The 18,828-nt window shown below is 58.9% G+C and carries 17 protein-coding genes and 3 tRNA genes; 12 read left to right on the plus strand and 8 right to left on the minus strand.

Features of this window, described 5'->3' with window-relative positions; all coding sequences use genetic code 11:
- The first annotated feature begins 14 nt into the window (after positions 1 to 14).
- From LG376_RS06145 to LG376_RS06155, 3 genes are read left to right on the plus strand one after another with little or no spacing between them, the layout of a single operon-like run.
- On the plus strand, positions 15 to 1,178 hold the full coding sequence (locus LG376_RS06145; RefSeq protein WP_225746512.1) for an ABC transporter substrate-binding protein: 1,164 nt from the start codon (positions 15 to 17) through the stop codon (positions 1,176 to 1,178).
- Positions 1,178 to 2,233, plus strand: coding sequence for an iron ABC transporter permease (locus tag LG376_RS06150; protein WP_049377258.1), 1,056 nt, complete (start codon positions 1,178 to 1,180; stop codon positions 2,231 to 2,233). The genes LG376_RS06145 and LG376_RS06150 overlap by 1 nt, the downstream gene beginning before the upstream one ends.
- Positions 2,224 to 2,985 carry an ABC transporter ATP-binding protein gene (locus LG376_RS06155; RefSeq protein ID WP_049377257.1) on the plus strand — a complete coding sequence of 254 codons (762 nt, stop codon included), beginning with the start codon at positions 2,224 to 2,226 and terminating at the stop codon, positions 2,983 to 2,985. Before LG376_RS06150 ends, LG376_RS06155 begins: the two co-directional genes overlap by 10 nt.
- 51 nt (positions 2,986 to 3,036) lie before the next feature.
- On the opposite strand, the gene LG376_RS06160 is transcribed toward LG376_RS06155, so the two are convergent.
- Positions 3,037 to 3,112 (minus strand) — tRNA-Lys (locus LG376_RS06160).
- Between the two features lie 212 nt (positions 3,113 to 3,324).
- Here LG376_RS06160 and LG376_RS06165 point away from each other — a divergent pair.
- On the plus strand, positions 3,325 to 4,554 hold the full coding sequence (locus tag LG376_RS06165; protein WP_225746513.1) for an Ig-like domain-containing protein: 1,230 nt from the start codon (positions 3,325 to 3,327) through the stop codon (positions 4,552 to 4,554).
- Between the two features lie 29 nt (positions 4,555 to 4,583).
- Entirely contained in the window at positions 4,584 to 5,540 is a 957-nt protein-coding gene (locus LG376_RS06170) for an MsnO8 family LLM class oxidoreductase (RefSeq protein ID WP_225746514.1), read from the plus strand.
- A gap of 28 nt (positions 5,541 to 5,568) precedes the next feature.
- Here LG376_RS06170 and LG376_RS06175 read toward each other — a convergent pair.
- Positions 5,569 to 5,644 (minus strand) — tRNA-His (locus LG376_RS06175).
- Positions 5,645 to 5,693: 49 nt separating this feature from the next.
- Positions 5,694 to 6,341, minus strand: coding sequence for an oligoribonuclease (orn, locus tag LG376_RS06180; protein WP_049377255.1), 648 nt, complete (start codon positions 6,339 to 6,341; stop codon positions 5,694 to 5,696).
- Between the two features lie 211 nt (positions 6,342 to 6,552).
- Here orn and LG376_RS06185 point away from each other — a divergent pair, with 211 nt between their 5' ends.
- Positions 6,553 to 8,094 (plus strand): sodium:alanine symporter family protein, encoded by a 1,542-nt coding sequence (locus tag LG376_RS06185; RefSeq protein ID WP_225746515.1) that lies wholly within the window; start codon positions 6,553 to 6,555, stop codon positions 8,092 to 8,094.
- Here LG376_RS06185 and cmrA read toward each other — a convergent pair.
- The 3 genes from cmrA to LG376_RS06200 all read right to left on the minus strand — a co-directional run bounded on the left by cmrA (position 8,091) and on the right by LG376_RS06200 (position 10,018).
- Positions 8,091 to 8,891 carry a mycolate reductase gene (gene cmrA / locus LG376_RS06190; RefSeq protein WP_225746516.1) on the minus strand — a complete coding sequence of 267 codons (801 nt, stop codon included), beginning with the start codon at positions 8,889 to 8,891 and terminating at the stop codon, positions 8,091 to 8,093. The two genes, LG376_RS06185 and cmrA, sit on opposite strands and share 4 nt — an antisense overlap.
- Before the next feature lie 96 nt (positions 8,892 to 8,987).
- Positions 8,988 to 9,061 (minus strand) — tRNA-Arg (locus LG376_RS06195).
- 39 nt (positions 9,062 to 9,100) lie between these two features.
- The gene (locus tag LG376_RS06200; protein ID WP_225746517.1) at positions 9,101 to 10,018 is read right to left on the minus strand and encodes a LysR family transcriptional regulator; all 918 of its coding nucleotides are present in this window, start codon (positions 10,016 to 10,018) and stop codon (positions 9,101 to 9,103) included.
- Between the two features lie 66 nt (positions 10,019 to 10,084).
- Between LG376_RS06200 and LG376_RS06205 the strand changes: the two genes are divergently transcribed.
- The 6 genes from LG376_RS06205 (at position 10,085) to ald (ending at position 17,221) form a co-directional block, all read left to right on the plus strand.
- Entirely contained in the window at positions 10,085 to 12,136 is a 2,052-nt protein-coding gene (locus LG376_RS06205) for a cytochrome c oxidase assembly protein (protein WP_225746518.1), read from the plus strand.
- A 182-nt stretch (positions 12,137 to 12,318) separates the two neighbouring features.
- Positions 12,319 to 12,960, plus strand: a complete 642-nt coding sequence (locus LG376_RS06210; protein ID WP_225746519.1) for a single-stranded DNA-binding protein — start codon at positions 12,319 to 12,321, stop codon at positions 12,958 to 12,960.
- Between the two features lie 119 nt (positions 12,961 to 13,079).
- Positions 13,080 to 14,750, plus strand: coding sequence for an energy-dependent translational throttle protein EttA (gene ettA, locus LG376_RS06215; protein ID WP_225746520.1), 1,671 nt, complete (start codon positions 13,080 to 13,082; stop codon positions 14,748 to 14,750).
- A 25-nt stretch (positions 14,751 to 14,775) separates the two neighbouring features.
- The gene (locus tag LG376_RS06220) at positions 14,776 to 15,192 is read left to right on the plus strand and encodes a thioesterase family protein (protein ID WP_225746521.1); all 417 of its coding nucleotides are present in this window, start codon (positions 14,776 to 14,778) and stop codon (positions 15,190 to 15,192) included.
- A 42-nt stretch (positions 15,193 to 15,234) separates the two neighbouring features.
- A complete protein-coding gene (locus tag LG376_RS06225) occupies positions 15,235 to 15,873 on the plus strand; it encodes a hypothetical protein (protein WP_225746522.1) in 639 nt (212 codons plus the stop codon).
- 256 nt (positions 15,874 to 16,129) lie between these two features.
- Positions 16,130 to 17,221 carry an alanine dehydrogenase gene (gene ald / locus LG376_RS06230; RefSeq protein ID WP_225746523.1) on the plus strand — a complete coding sequence of 364 codons (1,092 nt, stop codon included), beginning with the start codon at positions 16,130 to 16,132 and terminating at the stop codon, positions 17,219 to 17,221.
- 100 nt (positions 17,222 to 17,321) lie between these two features.
- Here ald and LG376_RS06235 read toward each other — a convergent pair whose 3' ends face one another.
- The gene (locus LG376_RS06235) at positions 17,322 to 17,705 is read right to left on the minus strand and encodes a globin (protein ID WP_225746524.1); all 384 of its coding nucleotides are present in this window, start codon (positions 17,703 to 17,705) and stop codon (positions 17,322 to 17,324) included.
- Positions 17,706 to 18,716 carry a mechanosensitive ion channel family protein gene (locus LG376_RS06240; RefSeq protein WP_225746525.1) on the minus strand — a complete coding sequence of 337 codons (1,011 nt, stop codon included), beginning with the start codon at positions 18,714 to 18,716 and terminating at the stop codon, positions 17,706 to 17,708.
- Positions 18,717 to 18,828: the final 112 nt, after the last annotated feature.

Raw genomic sequence — 18,828 nt, forward strand, 5'->3', positions numbered from 1 at the left:
ACCAAGGACTAAAAATGGCTCATACCCCCTTCAAGGTGATGGCGGTTGTGGCGGCATCGGCAACCGCACTCGTCGGCTGCGGCGCAGCTGAGGAAGTAACTGGCGGCTCCAGCGGCGATGCTGAGTTCTCCTTCACCGATATCACCGGCCGTGACGTGGAACTGGATAAGGCTCCCGATCGCGTGATTTTGGGCGAGGGCCGGTCGCTTTTTGCTACCGGCGTACTCAATACCGATAATCCGCTGGACAAGGTCGTTGGAATCGGCACGGACCTCAAACAAACCGTGCCGGATTACTACAACGCGCTGGAAAAGGAGCTGCCCTCCGTCAACGAGGTGCCAGAAATCGGCGGCTTTACCAAGGGCGATGTCACCGTGGAGAAGCTTGTGAGCTTGGATCCGGACCTTATCGTGCTGTCGCTGGATCAATATGATGCCTCCCGCGAAGCTGGTCTGACCGACAAGATGGACCAAGCTGGCTTGAAGTATGCGGTCACCGATTTCCGCCGCGACCCGCTGGAGAATACGCCCAAGACTATGGACATCTTCGGCGAGATCTTTGGCCAAGAGGATCGCGCTGAGGAATTTAACTCGGATTGGCAAAAGACCGTGGATTTGGTCGAGGACCGCGCAGAGAAGGTAAAAGATAAACCAAAGACTTTCGTTTGGAGAGCAGCAGGTGTGTCCGATTGCTGCGGTTCCTGGAACGATTCCAATATCTCCCAGCTGGTCAACGCGGCCGGTGGCGAGAATATCGGCGATAAAGTCATTCCGGGCGAGTCTGGCACAATCACCCCGGAAAAGGTCCTGGAATCTGACCCGGATATGATCATCGCCACCGGTGGCGATTGGTCCGAGATGAAGGACGATGAAGGCCACCCTGTCGGATACGCTGCAGTGGGCTACGGCATTGATGAAAAGGAAGCCAAGGGCAGCATTGCGAAGCTTCCGGAGAAGCAGGCCGGCTTCGATAAGCTGCGGGCGGTTAAGGAGCATCACCTGCACAGCATGTGGCACCAGTTCTATAATTCGCCGTTTAACTACCTGGCACTGCTGCAGGTAGCGGAGTGGATCGACCCGGAGGCGTATGCCGATATGGACGTCGCCAAGCAGTGGATGGATGCGCAAGAAAAGTACTCGCCGGTCTCTGGTGAGGGAACCTTCTTTAGCACCAACTAATGGAGGGCGCAGAGGTAGCCGCCCTCGCGCGGCAACATAAGAAGTTAACCTGGCAACGCATAGGCATCGTTGCGGGCCTGACCCTGATTGCGGCCGCCGCATTTGTCATTAGCAACTTCGTCGGTGCAATTGATATCAGTCCTGGCGAGGTAATAAAGGGCATCGTGAATCCCGCGGGTCTGGAGGACCAGACGCGCACGGTGCTGTGGCAACTGCGCCTGCCTATGGCCGTGATGGCCGTGCTTATCGGTATGGCCTTGTCCTTGGCCGGCGCGGAGATGCAGACCATCCTCAATAACCCGCTAGCCGAGCCGTTTACCCTCGGCATTTCTGCGGCCGCCGCGTTTGGCGGCGCCACCTCCATCGTGCTCAAGTGGCAGCTGATTGCGCAGCCGCAGTTCAACCTGGCGCTGATGGCGTGGCTTGCAGCCGCGGTGGCTACGGCCATTATTGTTATCGCGGCCGTTATCCGTGGCGCGAAGGCAGAAACCATGGTGCTGCTGGGCATCGGGTTGGTGTTCTTTTTTCAAGCCATGCTGGCTCTTATCCAGTACCAGTCCTCGGCCGAGGCGCTGCAGCAGATCGTGTTTTGGTCCATGGGCTCTCTTACCCGCGCCAATTGGGCGGCCAATGGCGTATTGGCGGCCGTGCTGATTATCGCCCTGCCCATTCTGTGGGCGCTGGGCTGGCGCCTTACTGCCTTGCGGCTTGGCGATGCCCGCGCCACCGCCATGGGCGTAAATACCTCCCGCCTGCGCATCGTGGTGCTCATCGTGGTGTCGCTCGTCGCGGCGACGACCGTGGCCTTTGCCGGCATCATCGGTTTCATTGGTCTGGTCGGCCCGCATATTGCCCGCATGCTGGTGGGCGAGGACCAGCGCTACTTCTTGCCGGCCTCCATGGCGGCGGGCGCGGCCGTGATGTGTGCCGCGCATGCGGTCAGCCTGATGATTAAGCCGGGCCTGGCTATTCCCATTGGTATCGTTACCTCGCTTTTGGGCGTGCCATTCTTCATTGCCATCGTCATGACCCGAAGGAGGGCACTGTGGACGTAGAACTGACTATTTCCGGGCTGAGAGCGGCCTATGGCAAGCACCGCGTACTGGAGTCCGTGGACGTGGAAAAACTCCACGGCGGGCAGTTGGTGGGCCTGCTGGGGCCGAATGCCTCCGGCAAGACCACGCTTATCAAGTCCCTGGCCGGCGTCCACCGCGGCTGCCAGGGCGAGGTGGATTTTCGCGTCGATGGCACGGCACCGCGCGGCAAGCGCCGCCGGCAGCTCATCGGCTACGTGCCGCAGGATCTCACGAGCACGGCCGCGCTGCGGGCGTTTGAGGCAGTGCTGATCTCTGCGCGCCGTGAGGCCTGCGAGGACCCGATTACGCGCACCGGTGAGGTGCTGCACTCGCTGGGGCTGGACGCGATTGCCTCGCGCTACCTCAACGAGCTTTCCGGCGGCCAGCGTCAGCTGGTGGCGGTGGCGCAGATGTTGGTGGGCAACCCAGGCCTGATGCTTCTCGACGAACCTACCTCCGCCCTCGACCTGCACCACCAGATCTTTGTATTGGACGAGGTGCGTGCCAAGGCGAAGCGCGACGGCAGCTTGGGCTTGGTGGCCATCCACGATATTAACCTGGCTGCGCGCATGTGCGACCAGCTGGTGGTGCTCAAAAAGGGTCATATTCGCGCCCAGGGCAAACCTTCGGACGTTCTTACAGGGGAGCTCGTGGAAGGCGTGTATGGGGTAGAGGCGGACGTCGTCCAGCATGGCGGCGCTCCACTCATTGCCCCGCTGCGGGTGAGATAACAAAAAGGCCGGGTTATCGCCCGGCCTAATTTTTTAACTTAAATTTTTAAGTGGTGCGCCATCAGGGAATCGAACCCCGAACCCACTGATTAAGAGTCAGTTGCTCTGCCAATTGAGCTAATGGCGCATCGTTGACTTCCTGCCGTGTGGCTCTCTGTGCAACGAGTAGATACTCTAGCAGCCATTCTTGAAAAGTGTAAAATCGCCTGGTTATGGCGTGTTTTTAGGGGTCTATAACGAATTGGTTAATGCCTGAAGTGGCTTCTGGTAATTGCTGGAGTGAGACGCTAATCTAAATTGGTCTTTGAAAGCAGCAATTACGTGTCTAAGGGCAACTCAGTGAAACATTCCCTCCCTATTGCGCGCCGCCTCATCGCGGCCGCGGGCGTTGCGTGCATTTCCCTAGCCGCCGCCTCCTGCTCCTCTGATTCTTCTGCCGAGAATCAAACCGCTGACCAAGAATCCACCGCCGCCGCGAGCGCGAGCGGCGCGAAGGATGGAGGCAAAGAGTCCGAAAAGAAAAAGGACGGCCTGAAGGTTTCCGTAAAGGACGGGGCGCAGGACGTAGACCCGTCGAAGCCGGTAACGGTGGAGACCAACGGCAAGCTCAAGAGCGTCACCATGACCAATGAAGTGGGCGTGGAAGTCAAAGAAAAGCTCTCCAAGGACGCTAAGACCTGGTCTACTGCGGAGGACTTGGGCTATAACCACACCTATTCCATCGTCGCCTCCGATGTGGATGGCAACAAGAAGAACCTAAGCTTTTCCACCTCGCAAGCAGCGGGCGTAGCCGAAGTCTCGCTTACTCCGATCCCGGACTCTGAGGTGGGCGTAGGCCAGGTCATTGGTGTGAACTTTGGTGTGCCGATTACGGACCGCAAGGCGGCCGAGAAGACCATTACTGTGACCACCAACCCAGAGGTTAAGGGCGCTTTCTACTGGGTCAACAACCAGGAGGTGCGCTGGCGTCCGAAGGACTACTGGGAGCCGGGCACCAAGGTTGAGGTGAAGGTGGACCAGTACGGCAAGGACCTAGGCGGCGGAATCTATGGCGGCGAGAACGCCAAGACCAATTTCACCATTGGGGACCGCACCGTTGCGATTATTGATAACGCCACCAAGACCATGAAGGTCTTCAAGAATAAGAAGTTCTTGCGCGCCATCCCGGTCTCGCTAGGCCGCGATTATCAGTACGATACGCCGAACGGGCGCTACATCATCGGTGACGAGCATCCGCAGCTAGTCATGGACTCGGAGACCTTTGGCCTAGCCCATGAGGCAGGCGGTTACCGCACGACCGTGGACTGGGCTACCCAGATGTCCTATTCCGGCATCTATGTCCACTCCGCTCCGTGGTCCGTATGGGCGCAGGGCAATACCAATACCTCCCATGGCTGCATCAATGTGACGCCGGAGGCTGCCCAGTGGTTCCAGGAGACGATGAAGCGCGGCGACGTGGTGCGCGTGTTCAATACTTACGGTGAAACGCTTAATGCGATGGATGGCCTGGGTGACTGGAATATGTCCTGGGACGAGTGGTCTAAGGGCAACGCGGACGCCAATCAGTAGCGCCCAACCGCGGTGCAGGCGATGAGCGCATGGCTACAGTGGTGGCCATGCGCTTTTCTGTTTTAGACCGCGGGGCGGCCAGCCCGCTGGACCAAGTGGCTGAGCACGCGCGGCACGTAGAGAGGCTTGGTTTCCGGCGATTTCTGGTGGCCGAGCACCACGGTGTGCCGGGAATTCCGGCAGGCCAGCCGGGTATGTTGGCGGCGCACGTGGCGGCGCACACGCAGCGCATTCGGGTGGGAACGGCCGGCATCATGCTGTTGAATCATCCGCCGTTTTTGGTGGCCGAGCAGATTAACCTCCTCGAGGCTCTGTATCCCGGGCGCATCGATATTGGAATTGGTTCCTCTGTTGGCTTTACCGGCCCGGTGCGGCGGGCGCTGCGCCAGGGCAACCCGGCTGAAGTGAAACAGCGCTTTGAGCCGGAGCTGGAAACGCTGTTGCGCTACCTGCGCGGCGAGGAGGCGGTGACGGTGCGGCCGGAGTATGCGGGCACTCCGATCTACGTCTTGGCGGGCTTTCGATCCGCCATGGTTGCGGCCAAGATGGGGCTCGGCGTCATCTTGGGTGGTCCGGTGGCCACGCAGGAGGCAGCCGCGCGGGTGTATCGGGAGCATGCGCTTGCCGACGCCCCACCTATCATCTCCTCGCTCAATATTGCCGTTGCCGATACGTCCGCGGCCGCCCGTGATCTGTTGTTACCGGAGGCCTATGCCAAGGCACTCGCGCAATCTACCGGCGAGTTCGCGGCCCTGCGGCCTGCAGGAGAGCTGGACATGGATGCGCTGACGGGGCAGCAGCGCCGGCGCATTGAGGGGTCGCTGGCCCATGACACGTGGGGAACGGTGAGGGAAGTGGGGGAGGAGCTTAGGGGCGTCGGCAAGCGGCTGGGTGTTAGCGAGTTTGTGGTGACCGGAGACATGCCAGATGTGGCCGGTCGGGCGCGTTCGGAGGAGCTGCTGGCGAGCATGCAGGCGGAAAACTGAAAAGGCCCGAGCACAAGGCTCGGGCCTTTGGGGTGGCTGACGGGGCTCGAACCCGCGACACCCAGGATCACAACCTGGTGCTCTACCAGCTGAACTACAGCCACCATCGCTGCGTGAAAGCAACGAGATATAGGTTAACTCACGCCGCCTAAATTACAAAAACGCCTGGTAGTCAGCGGTGGTTTCGGCCTTGATCTCCTCCGCCTCGGGGGAGGTGGGGCCCTCGTCGGTGCGGAAGACGCTGCGGCGGTAGAAGTCCAACTCGCGGATCGATTCGATAATGTCCTGCAGTGCGCGGTGGGCCATGCCCTTATCAGGCTGGTTGAAGTAAGCGCGCGGGTGCCACCGGCGGGCAAGCTCCTTGATGGTGGAGACGTCAATCATGCGGTAATGCAGGGCGCTATCGAGCCGCGGCATATAAGCGCGGATGAAGGTGCGGTCCGTGGCGATGGAGTTGCCGGCTAGCGGAGCGGGGTGCTCCGGATCGCAATGCTCATTGATGAGCGCGAGTACGGCATCCTCGGCTTCCCCGATGGAGGTGGTGGACTCGCGGATTTCCTTATCTAGCCCGGACTTAGCGTGCATCTCGGTAACGAAGGAATCCATCTGTGCCAGCTCATCCTCGGTGGCGTGGACGACGAGGTCGATGCCTTCGCCCAGGATATTGAGGTTGCCATCGGTGATGACGGCAGCGACCTCGACGATGACGTGGCGTTCGGGGTCCAAGCCCGTCATCTCCAAATCGATCCAGACGAGGCGGTCGTGTTTTGCGGCTATCTCGGAATGTGGCATGCGGTCCATTCTACGCCCGCGTGCTTTTACCCCTGTATGGGGTACGAACTGGGCTGCCCTGGAGGGGCGATTGCTACTGGACAACGCAACCTTTTAGAAAGTGTGGCACTGTGCTGCATAAAATTAATAGGTGATTTGACTCACTTATAGATGTGAGTTACGGCATACTTTGGTTAATCGCTCTTCATCCCGGAGGTGCGACAGACTTAGGAGAGACCAGATGGCAAACTTCCTCGATGCCCTCAATACCGTAATTTGGTCCCCCGTCTTGGTGTTTTTATGCCTCGGCGCGGGTATTTATTTCACCGTGGTGACACGCGGCCTGCAGGTGCGCTGTTTACCGGACATGCTCAAGCAGATCGTTAACGGAGAAAAGTCCGCGGATGGCGTGTCTTCCTTCCAATCCTTGATGGTCTCGCTCTCTGGCCGCGTGGGTGTGGGCAATATCGCCGGCGTGGCCACGGCTATCGCCTTCGGTGGGCCTGGTGCCGTGTTCTGGATGTGGGCAGTGGCGCTTTTGGGCTCGTCCACCTCGTTCATCGAATGTACGTTGGCTCAGATTTACAAGGAAAAGGATCAGGACACCGGTGAGTACCGCGGTGGGCCCGCCTATTACATCGAAAAGGCCTACAAGCACACTAAGGCCGCGCCGTTCATGGTGGTCTACGGCATCGTATTTGCCGTCGCCATGATCCTGGCGACGAGTTACTTCCTGCCGGCCATCCAAGCCAATGCGGTGGCCGCTGCGGCCGATACCGCCTGGGGTATCAACTCCACCTGGGCAGCCGTCGTCCTCGCGGGCATCCTGGCCATCATCATTATTGGTGGCGTCAAGCGTATCGCGAACTTCGCCACCATTGTCGTGCCCTTTATGGCGCTCATTTATATCGTGATTTCCGTGGTGGTTATGTGCATGAACTTCTCGCAGATTCCGGAGGTCTTCGGGCTCATCTTCAAGTCCGCATTCAATATGGAAGCCGGATTCTCCGGCATGCTGGGTGCGGCCATTATGTGGGGTGTGAAGCGCGGCATCTACTCCAATGAGGCTGGCCAGGGTACCGGCCCGCAGTCCGCGGCGGCTGCCGAGGTCTCCCACCCTGCTAAGCAGGGCTTTGTGCAGTCCTTCGCGGTGTACGTTGATACGCTTTTTGTCTGCTCGGCCACCGCGTTCATGATTATTTCTACGGATATGTACACCGTCTTCCGCGGCAGCTCCGAGGACGGCGAAGTGGTCTACAACGGCTCGCTTCCTGATGGCGTCGAGGTCGGCCCCGGCTACGTGCAGTCCGGCCTCGATAGCGTTTTTGCCGGCTGGGGCCCAACCTTCATTGCCGTCTCCATTGCCTTCTTCGCCTTTACGACGGTCCTGGCGTACTACTACATGTCCGAAGTCAACCTGACCTACTTCAACCGTTGGGTCCGCTCCCGCACGGCCCGCCGTGGCCTGATCTGGGTCCTGCGCGCACTGATTATTGTTTCTGTCATCGTTGGCGCCACCACCACTCCGGGTGCGGCGTGGGCGCTGGGCGATATCGGCGTCGGCACGACGGCATGGCTCAATATCATCGCTATTCTTTTCCTGCAGATCCCCGCCATCAAGGCACTCAAGGACTACGAAAAGCAGAAGAAGGCCGGCAAGGATCCGCAGTTCGACCCAGAAGCTTTGGGCATTAAGAATGCGGACTTCTGGGTAGAGCGCAAACGAGCACGTGGCGAGGGCAGCGTGCTCAAAGACAAGGACTTAGAAGGCGCCGGGGCCTAGCCCATCTTGGCGTAGAAGCTGCCTACCAGCGGTGCAATCACCGGGGTGGGCAGCACCTGGCTGAGGGTATTCATCGCCTTAGACAGCGGGCCGGGCACCACGCGGCGCTGATTGCGGCGCATGGCCTCGATGGTTTCTTGGGAGCACGACTCGTAGGTGGTCCACAAAAAGTCCGGCACCACCTTGTCCACGATCGACTGGTCTTCCTCTGCGATGGTGGCCTCGCGCACGGGGCCGGGGGCAAGCAGGGTGCACGAGACGCCGGAGCCCTTCAGCTCATAGTGCAGGGCCTCCGTAAATGCATTGACGCCCGCCTTGGTGAAAACGTAGGTGGCGTTATTGGGGATGGGGATATTGCCCGCGGCAGATCCGACATTGCAAATGGCGCCGCTGCGGCGAGGCAGCATCTGCTCCAAGGCGGCTCGCGTGAGGTGGTGGACGGCAGTTCCATTGAGCTCGAACTGCGTCGTCTCGTACGACCAGTCCTGGTCCATGAAGGGGCCGAAGCTGGCGATGCCAGCGGAGTTGACCAGGATCGACACCTCGCGGGTGGCGATGGTCTCGGCCACGCGGGCGACGTCGTCAGCCACCGCTAGATCCGCTGGCAGGGCAATGGCCTCGATACTATGGCGCTGTTCGAGCTCGGCGGCGATGGACTCCAGGAGCTCGCGGCGTCGAGCCACAAGGATAACGTTATAGCCCAGGGCTGCGAAATCTTGCGCCATGGCCTTGCCAATGCCTTGGCTGGCGCCCGTAACGAGGGCGTAGGACGTTCGGGAAGGAGCGGGAAGTGACATGGTTAAGCCTTTCCGGAGTGGGGGCATGGTGAGTCCTAGCGTAAACAAAAAGCCCTGAAGCGGCGAGAAACTCGGCGCCTCAAGGCTTTCGCGCGGTGCCCCCAGCAGGATTCGAACCCGCGACACATGGGGTAGAAACCCACTGCTCTAATCCACTGAGCTATGGGGGCTTACAACGCACTTATAGTAGCCCACGAGGGCGGGGAAACCTAAGCCAGGGTGCGCTGCGGCGTGCGCAGGATGTCCACTAAGTCTTGGGTGGCTGCGGTCAGCTCGCGATCCGTGCGGTAGGCCACGATGGCGTAGTAGCGGGGTAGGTCATCAGCAATGGGGCGGGTGATGATGCCGTGTGGCTGCACAGCGGGTGCGCAATTGGGCACGATGCTGACGCCGAGGCCACTGGAGACCATAGGAATCGCGCTATTGAGGCTGGCGACCTCCTGGGTCTTTTCCGGCTTGAGGCCCGGGCGGCTATTCCATAGGTCTTGATAGAACTCGGCTAGTTCAGGAAGTTCGCGGCTGCGCGGTGGGACAAGCCATGTTTCCTTCTTCAGGTCAGCGAGGGAGACGGGGGATTCCAACTCGGCGAGGCGCTGGGGAAGGGCGACGGAGTAGTCGAACGTGGCCACCTGGTGGACGGTTAGCTCGGGGGAGTAGCGGCGAATGAAGGCCTTCGGATCGGACGTCGGCAAGAGCGCTAGGTCCACCTGGCCATCCAGTAGGTGCTTGATAGCGGTAGCCGGCTCGGCGTCATCCAGCGAGATATTGGCGGTGGGGTAAATCCGCTTGAGCTCAGCGAGGGCGGCAGGGGTAAATTCCCAGTTCAAAATGGCGCCGGAGGCGAGGGATACGGTGCTGGCCTTGTCGCCGGTGATTTCGCTGATATGGCGCTGGGTTTCGCTTAGCAGCGCATCAACCTTGACGGCCGTTTCGTAGACATAATCGCCAGCCTCAGTGGTGGAGACACCGGAGCGACCGCGTGAAAGTAGCTGAGCGTTTAGCTCCTTTTCTAGCTTCCGGATGGAAAGGCTCAGAGATGGCTGGGTCATATCGAGGGATTCGGCAGCGTGCGTGAAGGAGCCATGGTCTACAACGGCGCGAAAATAAAGAAGTTGACGGGTGTCCATAAGGTCCATGATGGCACATGTAAAGACAAAATGGGTGTTATGTGAGTAACTAGGTCGCGCTATACAATGCGCACTATGGCGAATGAGCAGGTTAACAGTGTGAACGCGGCGGGTAAGAAGCCCCGCCCTTCCTGGGGAATTTATATCGCAGCGATGCTTATTGCCGGCCTGATTGCCGGTTTTATTTCGCTGTTCCTTTTAGCCGATTCCCTGGCGGCCCTGGGTATCCCGGATCCCGGTCGCATAACTACCTTTGGCCTGCCACTTTTTCGTGGCATGGCGTGGGTGCTTATGGCTTTGTCCGTGGGCTCATTTTTGGCCTCGTCGTTCCTCATTGCACCGCGCGGGGACAATGCCACGCTTATCGATGCCCCCTTGTCCGTCGACGGCCACATCGCCGCGCGCACCGGTACGTGGGCTTCCTTTGGTGTGGCGGCCGTGGGTCTCGTGGAAATTCCACTCATTATGTCCGACCTCACCGGCGCGCCCTTTTCCCAGGTATTCGAGCCTTCCATCATGAAAATGGCGCTGACGGAAATTTCCACCACCATCGTGTGGGCAATCTCCGTACTCATCGCTCTCGTAGTGGGCATTCTCGGTCTCGTGGGCCGCGGCTGGTCCATGCAGCCGGTCCTGCTTTTCTTGTCCATAATGCAGGTCGTACCAATTGGCATGGAAGGCCACTCCGCGGCGGGCGGCGACCATGATTACGGCACCAATTCGCTCCTGTGGCATTTGGTCTTTGTCATGCTTTGGGTAGGCGGGCTTATGGCGCTTATCGCCCATGGTCGGCGCCTTGGCCCCAACCTCGCCTTTGCGGTGAAGCGCTACTCCGGCATCGCCTTTATGGCCATTGTGGTGCTTGCTGTTTCGGGCTTGATTAACACGCTCATCCGCATGAATGTCTCCGATCTGGTGGATTCTGCGTACGGAATCATTCTGATTACCAAGTTCGTGCTGACGATTTTGCTGGGCATTTTCGGCCTTGCTCACCGCGAGCTCACCATCCCGCAGCTGGGCAAGAATCCGCGCCTTTTCCTTCGTATTGCCATCGTGGAAGTAGCGGTCATGGCCGCCACTATTGGCGTAGCCATCACGCTGGGCCGCACTGTGCCCCCGGCGCCGCGGGATCCCAACCTCAACTCGATGCAGATTCTGATGGGATATGAGCTGTTTGAAAAGCCCACGGTGCTCAACGTGTGGACCATGTTCCGCTTTGACATCATGTTTGGCACCATTGGCCTGCTTTTGGCTGCGGCCTATGGTTACTGCGTCTACCGCGTACACAAGCGTGGCCTGACCTGGAGCAAGGGGCGTACTGCGTGGTTTATGTGCGGTGCGCTGGGCCTGACCCTTGTGATGTCCACCGGCCTAGGCCTGTATATGCCGGCGATGTATTCCATGCACATGTTGGTGCACATGATTTTGTCGATGGCAATACCGCTCCTGCTCGTCCTGGGTGCGCCATTGACCCTGCTCATGGAGGCCTTTGAGGCGGGACCGAAGGGAAAGCCCAGCCTGCACGACTATGCGCTGGCGGCCACCCAGTCCAAGATCGTCGCGTTTATTACCAATCCGTTTGTCAACCTCGTGCAGTACCTATTTTTCCTCTACGTGCTGTATTTGTTCCCGGGCCTGTATCAATTCGCTATCTCCGAGCACGCCGGCCACCTCATTATGAACTTCACGTTCATCATCTCCGGCTGCTTCTACTTCTGGGAAATCATCGGGCCGGATCCGCTTCCCAAGCGCCACTCCACCCCGTTCCGATTGGCCGTGTTGTTCCTTTCCATGCCATTCCACCTCTTTGCCGGCGTGTACCTGATGCAGCTGCAAAGTGTGTTGGGTGCAGACTTCTACCAGTATTTGGAGCTGCCCTGGGATCAGGATCTGCTCCAAGATCAACGCGTGGGCGGCGGCATCGCGTGGGGCTTTGGTCAATTCCCGCTGGTTATTGTCTTTGGCAAGCTCTTCCTGGATTGGCTCAGCGATGATCGTGCTACCGCCCGCCGCCACGATATGCAAGCGGATGCGGACGATGATGCCGAACTGGAACGCTATAACGCGATGCTGCAGGATATGGGCCACGGCGATGAATCGAGCTTCCGCGGGCGCTAGCCTGTGGATAACCGGCCCAAAATCGCCCCCAAACCCGAGTTTTGCTGACGGGTACAACAAGTTATTCACAGGGTAGTGGTCGCCGGCATGGTGTGGCTTGCGCGCCGGTATCAGGATGTGGAAGCGAGCGAGGAAAACCGAACTCGCCTATCCAACTATCCAGCAAAGGATTTTCTAGCACCATGTCCCAATACCCAATTACCTTGACCGGTCGCCTTACTCGCGATCCCATCCTGACCAAGACTTCAACTGGGGCCTATAAGGCCAAACTGCGCGTAGCTTCCTCGCGCCGAATTCCGGACCGTCAGGTCGATGCCGGCGCCAATGATCCGGAAGGACACAACTCCAAGGCCCCGCAGTGGCGCGACGTAGACCACCTCTACATCGATGTCGAAATGTGGAATCAATTCGCCATCAATGTGCGCAAATCCCTGGCTAAAGGCATGCCGCTGGTCATCGTGGGCTCCTTAGTGACAGAACAATGGCGCGATGACCAGGGCACCGATCACTTCCGCACATTCATTAAGGCGCAGTATGTGGGCCTGGATCTGAACCGCCACGTTATCGGTACGAAGCGGCTCGCTCCGCAGTACAACCAGGAAAATATTGCGGTCCCAGAACTGGGGGACAATGCCATCGAACCGGACGTGGACCACAGCCTGCCGCCGCAGCAGGCGGGGCAGGGAGATACCGCTGCCGATACCGCAGCGGACCGCTATCTAGCCGAACGATCCGCACCTGGACGCGGTGGGGAAGAAGATACTTTCGACGTCGAAGTGGAAGAGGAGGCTGCCGAGGCAGAATCCGCCCCAGTAAACGCTTAAGCGTTTCCTCCCCGGCTTGATCGCCTCGGGTGTACCTGACCCGAGGCACTTGGGCGGTGGTTCTGATGTAGTGTTTGTGTAGATAAATACGTCTCCCAAATTTTTGCAAAGGGGTAAAAGTGGGCGAATTCATCTACACGATGAAAAACGTGCGCAAGGCAATTGGCGATAAAGTCATCCTTGACGATGTAACAATGGCGTTCTACCCAGGTGCCAAGATTGGTGTGGTCGGCCCTAACGGTGCCGGTAAGTCCTCCATTCTGAAGATTATGGCCGGCCTGGACCAGCCTTCCAATGGCGAGGCTTTCCTGGATCCGGGTGCCACCGTGGGCATCCTGCAGCAGGAGCCGCCACTCAATGACGAGAAGACCGTGCGCGGAAACGTCGAAGAGGGCTTGGGCGATATCTTTGAAAAGAAGCAGCGCTTCGAGCAGATCGCCGAGGAAATGGCCACCAACTACAGCGATGAGCTCATGGAAGAGATGGGCAAGCTGCAAGAAGAGCTGGACGCCGCCGATGCTTGGGAGGTTGATTCCAAGATCGAGCAGGCCATGGAAGCTTTGCGCTGCCCGCCTTCCGACGCCCCAGTGACCAACCTTTCTGGTGGCGAGCGCCGTCGTGTAGCGCTGGCTAAGCTCCTGCTCACCGAGCCGGACCTGCTGCTGCTCGACGAGCCTACGAACCACCTGGACGCCGAGTCCGTGCAGTGGTTGGAAAAGCACTTGGCCGATTACCCGGGTGCTGTCTTGGCCGTGACCCACGACCGTTACTTCTTGGACCACGTCGCGGGCTGGATTTGTGAGGTTGACCGCGGCAAGCTCTACCCGTATGAGGGTAACTACTCCACCTACCTGGATAAGAAGCAGGAGCGCCTGGAAGTTGCTGGCAAGAAGGACGCGAAGCTGCGCAAGCGTCTGAAGGACGAGCTGGAGTGGGTACGCTCCGGTGCGAAGGCTCGCCAAGCCAAAAACAAGGCTCGTCTGGAACGCTACGAGGAAATGGCTGCAGAGGCCGAGAAGTACAAGAAGCTCGACTTCGAAGAGATCCAGATTCCAACCCCGCCGCGCCTGGGCAATAAGGTCGTGGAGGTCAAGGACTTGCAGAAGGGCTTTGATGGCCGCACCTTGATTAAGGGCCTCTCCTTCACCCTGCCGCGCAACGGCATCGTGGGCGTTATCGGCCCGAACGGCGTGGGTAAGACCACCCTGTTTAAGACCATCGTTGGCCTGGAGCAGCCGGATTCCGGTTCCGTCGAGGTGGGCGATACCGTCAAGCTGTCCTACGTGGACCAGAACCGTGAGAATATCGACCCCGAGGCAACCGTGTGGGAGGTCGTCTCCGGCGGTCTAGACTACATCCACGTGGGCCAGAACGAGATGCCTTCGCGTGCCTACCTGTCCGCCTTCGGCTTCAAGGGCCCGGATCAGCAAAAGCCGTCCAAGGTGCTCTCCGGTGGTGAACGCAACCGCTTGAACCTGGCTCTGACCCTGAAGGAAGGCGGCAACCTGATCCTCCTTGACGAGCCGACCAACGACTTGGATGTGGAAACCCTCGGCTCGCTGGAAAACGCGCTGGAGAAGTTCCCGGGTTGTGCCGTGGTCATTTCCCACGACCGTTGGTTCCTGGACCGCACCTGTACCCACATCCTGGCCTGGGAGGGCAATGTGGAAGAAGGCCAGTGGTTCTGGTTTGAGGGTAACTTCGGCGACTATGAGAAGAATAAGGTCGACCGCCTCGGTGAAGAGGCAGCTCGTCCTTCTCGCGTGACCCACCGCAAGCTGACCCGCTAAGTAGCTGAAGCCTTTATTGAGGAGAATGATGGCAACCCCAAGTGTGCACACGTATCGTATTCAAACCCGCTGGTCGGACTTTGATATGTACGGCCACATGATGAACGCAAACTACATCGAGCTCGCCCAGGAAGCGCGCTTGGCCTTTGCGAAGGAGCATATCTATTCCAAGGGCCTTGACTTCATCGCATTCGTGCGCCACCTCGATGTGGACTTCCTTCGCCCGATGGAGTTTAAGGACACCACTACGGTGGAGGTAGAAACTACCATTTCGCAGATTGGCACGACCTCGTTTACCACTACCCAGCAGGTCAAGGATGACCAAGGGGAAGTCGCGGCAACTGTGGAGTGCGTGCAGGTAGTCATCGACCGTCAGCAGCAGACTCCTCGTCCGCTGACGGACCAGGAAAAGGATATTCTGCAAAATACCGCCGCTAACTAGCAGCGGAGCAGAGCACAGATTAGAAAGGCAGGGCCCGAAGGTATGGTCACCGAGACTCTAGAAATTGGAAGCGGTGGACCTGGCCTTCGGGCCCTTGTCACGCGCGCAGTTGGCTTGGACGCGGGTGCTTCGGTGCGGCTGCGCCAGCTGACTGACGACGTCGTCGATGTCTTTGTCACCACCCCTTTCGAGGTGGTTGCCTCCCGTCGCGTGCAGGGCGTCGTTTCCCGCGATGGGGCAGTGGTTTCTGCTGCCACCCTTGCCGAGCATCTCAAAGAGCATGAATCTAGCGGCACGTTAGATTTGGGTCCAGCCCGCGATCCATCCTGGCCGGGAGCCTTGCCGCCGGCGACTGGCTACAGTGTGGTCGATACCTTGCCGGTCACCGTTGTTCGTGAACTTTCCGATAAAGGTCAGCAATTGACCCGGCAATTTTCTGGCCCCATGGGCCCGCCGTCCAGCCTCTTGAATCAAACCGTCGTTACCGTAGAAAGCGATGGCGCCACGGTGGAAATTCCCATGCGCATGATTTTTGCCTGCACCAATCTGGGCCTTATTCCTGGATTTTCCGCCCCGATGGACGTGCCACGCCACTTGCGCGTGGCTCAGCTGGGCCGCTGGGTGCGTCTCGACGCCCCCTTCGGCAGCATTTATCGGTCCACCCGCCTCTCGCTGTTTTAAGCCCATCCATCTACCGCAAGACTCGGCGAGGGCCTCCTCCTCGGAGAACATGGACCCCCAAAAGCGGTCCACCTTTGGGAGGGTGAGGAGTGGTGCTTATCTCGCAAAACACTCGTCTAGCAGGACAATAACGGTAGTCATATAGGTTCGTGCTTTTTCGGCTATGTGAGTTTTAGATTAGACACCCAGCTAAACGTGTGCTGCGTTACTCTAGAAATGTAAAAGTAATTTCCTGCACCTACAAGGAGACGGTGTAATGCGTATTGCGGTACCAAAAGAAATCATGAATAACGAGAACCGCGTGGCTCTCACCCCTATGGGAGCGCAACCCCTCGTTGCTGATGGCCATGAAGTGTTCGTTGAAACCGGTGCCGGTGAAGGCGCATCCTTCCCCGATTCTGCCTACAAGGATGCCGGTGCCACAATTGTGGACTCAGCGGAAGAGACGTGGTCGCAAGCGGAACTGCTGCTCAAAGTCAAGGAGCCACTCGAGTCCGAGTACAAGTACCTACGCTCGGACCTTACCGTCTTTACCTACCTTCACCTCGCTGCGGACCGCCCGCTGGCGGAGGCACTGGTCGAGGCCAATACCACCTCGATTGCCTATGAAACGGTCACCGACCGCCACGGTACTTTGCCGCTGCTGACTCCAATGTCCCAGGTGGCTGGTCGCCTTGCCGTTATCGAAGGCACCCACCACCTGCTGTCCACCCAGGGCGGCCGCGGTTTGCTGGTCTCTGGCGTTCCGGGCACCCAGCCGGCACGCGTCGTCGTGATCGGCGGCGGCCAAGTTGGTGCCTCCGCCGTTGCGATGGCCCACGGCCTGCGCGCCGAAGTCACCGTGCTGGACCTTGATCCACACGTCTTGCAGCGCTTCGATGACCAGTACGCCGGTGGCGTGCGCACTCTGATCTCGGATCCGGCCACCATCGAAAAGGAGCTACAGGAAGCCGACCTCGTCATCGGTGCCGTGCTCATTCCAGGTTCCGCTGCGCCGAAACTGGTGCGCGAGGAGACCGTGAAGAAGATGAAGAAGGGCGCTGTTCTCGTGGACGTGGCCATCGACCAGGGCGGTTGCTTCGAAAACTCGAAGAAGACCTCCCACGATGATCCCACCTTTAAGGTGCACGACACCTTGTTCTACTGCGTGGCTAATATGCCAGGCGCGGTGGCTAATACCTCGACCCGCGCGCTATCGTCTGCGACGCTGCCGTATATCCGCGCGGTAGCCAAGGACAACTTGGATGCCGCCATCAAGCGCTTCCCAGGCCTAGAAGGCGGCGTGATGACCCGAGGCGGTCGTCTGGTGTCCGAGCCTGTGCGCAAGGCCTTTGACTGGGAAGACTAAGCATCGGGTCTTCATAGTGTGGGCTAGATAAACCACAAGCCCGGTTCCTCGCTAAATAGCGGGGGCCGGGCTTGTCTCGTGCGCGGGGAAGACGGTGCGGTTATGGTGCCTTGTTGATCATCATGGCGGCCACGTGCTGCATGTGATCCCAGATCATCTCGCGATAGGCCGGTGGGATGGTTTCCTCGTCGATCTTGGCGAGGGAGTTACCCATAAGCTCTAACCACCGGTCATGCGCGGTGATATCGATGGGGTAAGGGGCGTGGCGCATGCGCAGGCGCGGGTGGCCGCGGTTTTCAGAGAAGAGCTGCGGGCCACCCCAGTATTGCGCCAAGAACCAGGTAAGGCGCTGTTCTGCGCCTTCCCAGTCGTTATCGGGGTACATTGGACCGATGACATCGTCCTCTTTGACTTGGGAATAAAAGCCGTGGACGAGGCGCTCAAAGGTTTCCATGCCGCCAATGGCCTCATAAACAGAATCCATTTACTCTTCTTCTTCCTTGCGGGGATCGGAAATGCCGATGCCGTGAGGATAGGGGGTAGTAATACCTTTAGTGTGCATGACATTGAGCACGCGGGACTGCAGGAAACGCTGAACGTCCCACTGCTTGCCTGGCAAGGTCTTGGTCGAGACGCGGAAGGAAACATAATCCGGCTCAAAGCCAGACATGCCGTCCACACGGGGCGTGCTGAGGATGAGCTTGCGCACCTTATCGTCCTGTGCGGCTTCTTTCACTGCGTCCTCAATGACTTCGCCAGCAACCTCTGGGTCATTAGAAAGGCCTACCGGAATCTGGATGCGGGCAACGGAGTACTCATCGGAGTGGTTGGCCACCTGGAGAATTTCACCGTTGCGCACGTACCACAGGGCACCATCGATATCGCGGACCGTGGTGATGCGCAGGGAGATGGACTCGACATCGCCAAAGACGCCATTGCCCAAATCAACCACGTCACCAATGCCGTACTGGTCCTCAATGAGCATGAAGATGCCAGAAAGGAAGTCCTTCACCAGCGCCTGTGCGCCAAAGCCGAGGGCGACACCGATGACACCGGCGGAGGCGATAAGCGGTGCTACGTTGACCTCTAACTCATCCAGGATGGCAATAACGGCCCACACCCAGACGAAGATGGCGGCGGCGGAACGGGCTACGCCGGCAAGTGTCTTGATGCGGGAGGCGCGCCGGGTCTCGCGGGTTTGGCGCATGGCCTCTTCTTGTTGGCTGAGCTCGGGGCGATTGGCGCGGCCCTTGAATTTCCCGCGCAGGCGCTGCTTATCTAGCCCGGAGGACTTGATGCTATTTTCGGCCACTTTGTTGATAACTCGGTGGAGGAGCCAGTGGGCGATAATGGCCAGGATAAGGATGATAGCGATGCGAATCGGGCGCTCGATAAGCCAGCTTTGTACCTTCTCGTCATTCCAAAAATTGGACACGGACTCGATGGCCGAGTCCGTGGTGGAAGCGGCGGATGCTAAGAATTGCGTATTCATCATTCTTTCTTAGTCGAGGACAAAATGAACTGCGCCCATTGTAAGGGCAGAGGCTGAAAGTGCGATGAGTCGTGGGTGTCCGAGAGTGTGAAAATAAATACCCATCTCTCGGTTG

Source organism: Corynebacterium sp. Marseille-P4611, from assembly GCF_916618765.1.
GTDB lineage: Bacteria > Actinomycetota > Actinomycetes > Mycobacteriales > Mycobacteriaceae > Corynebacterium > Corynebacterium marquesiae.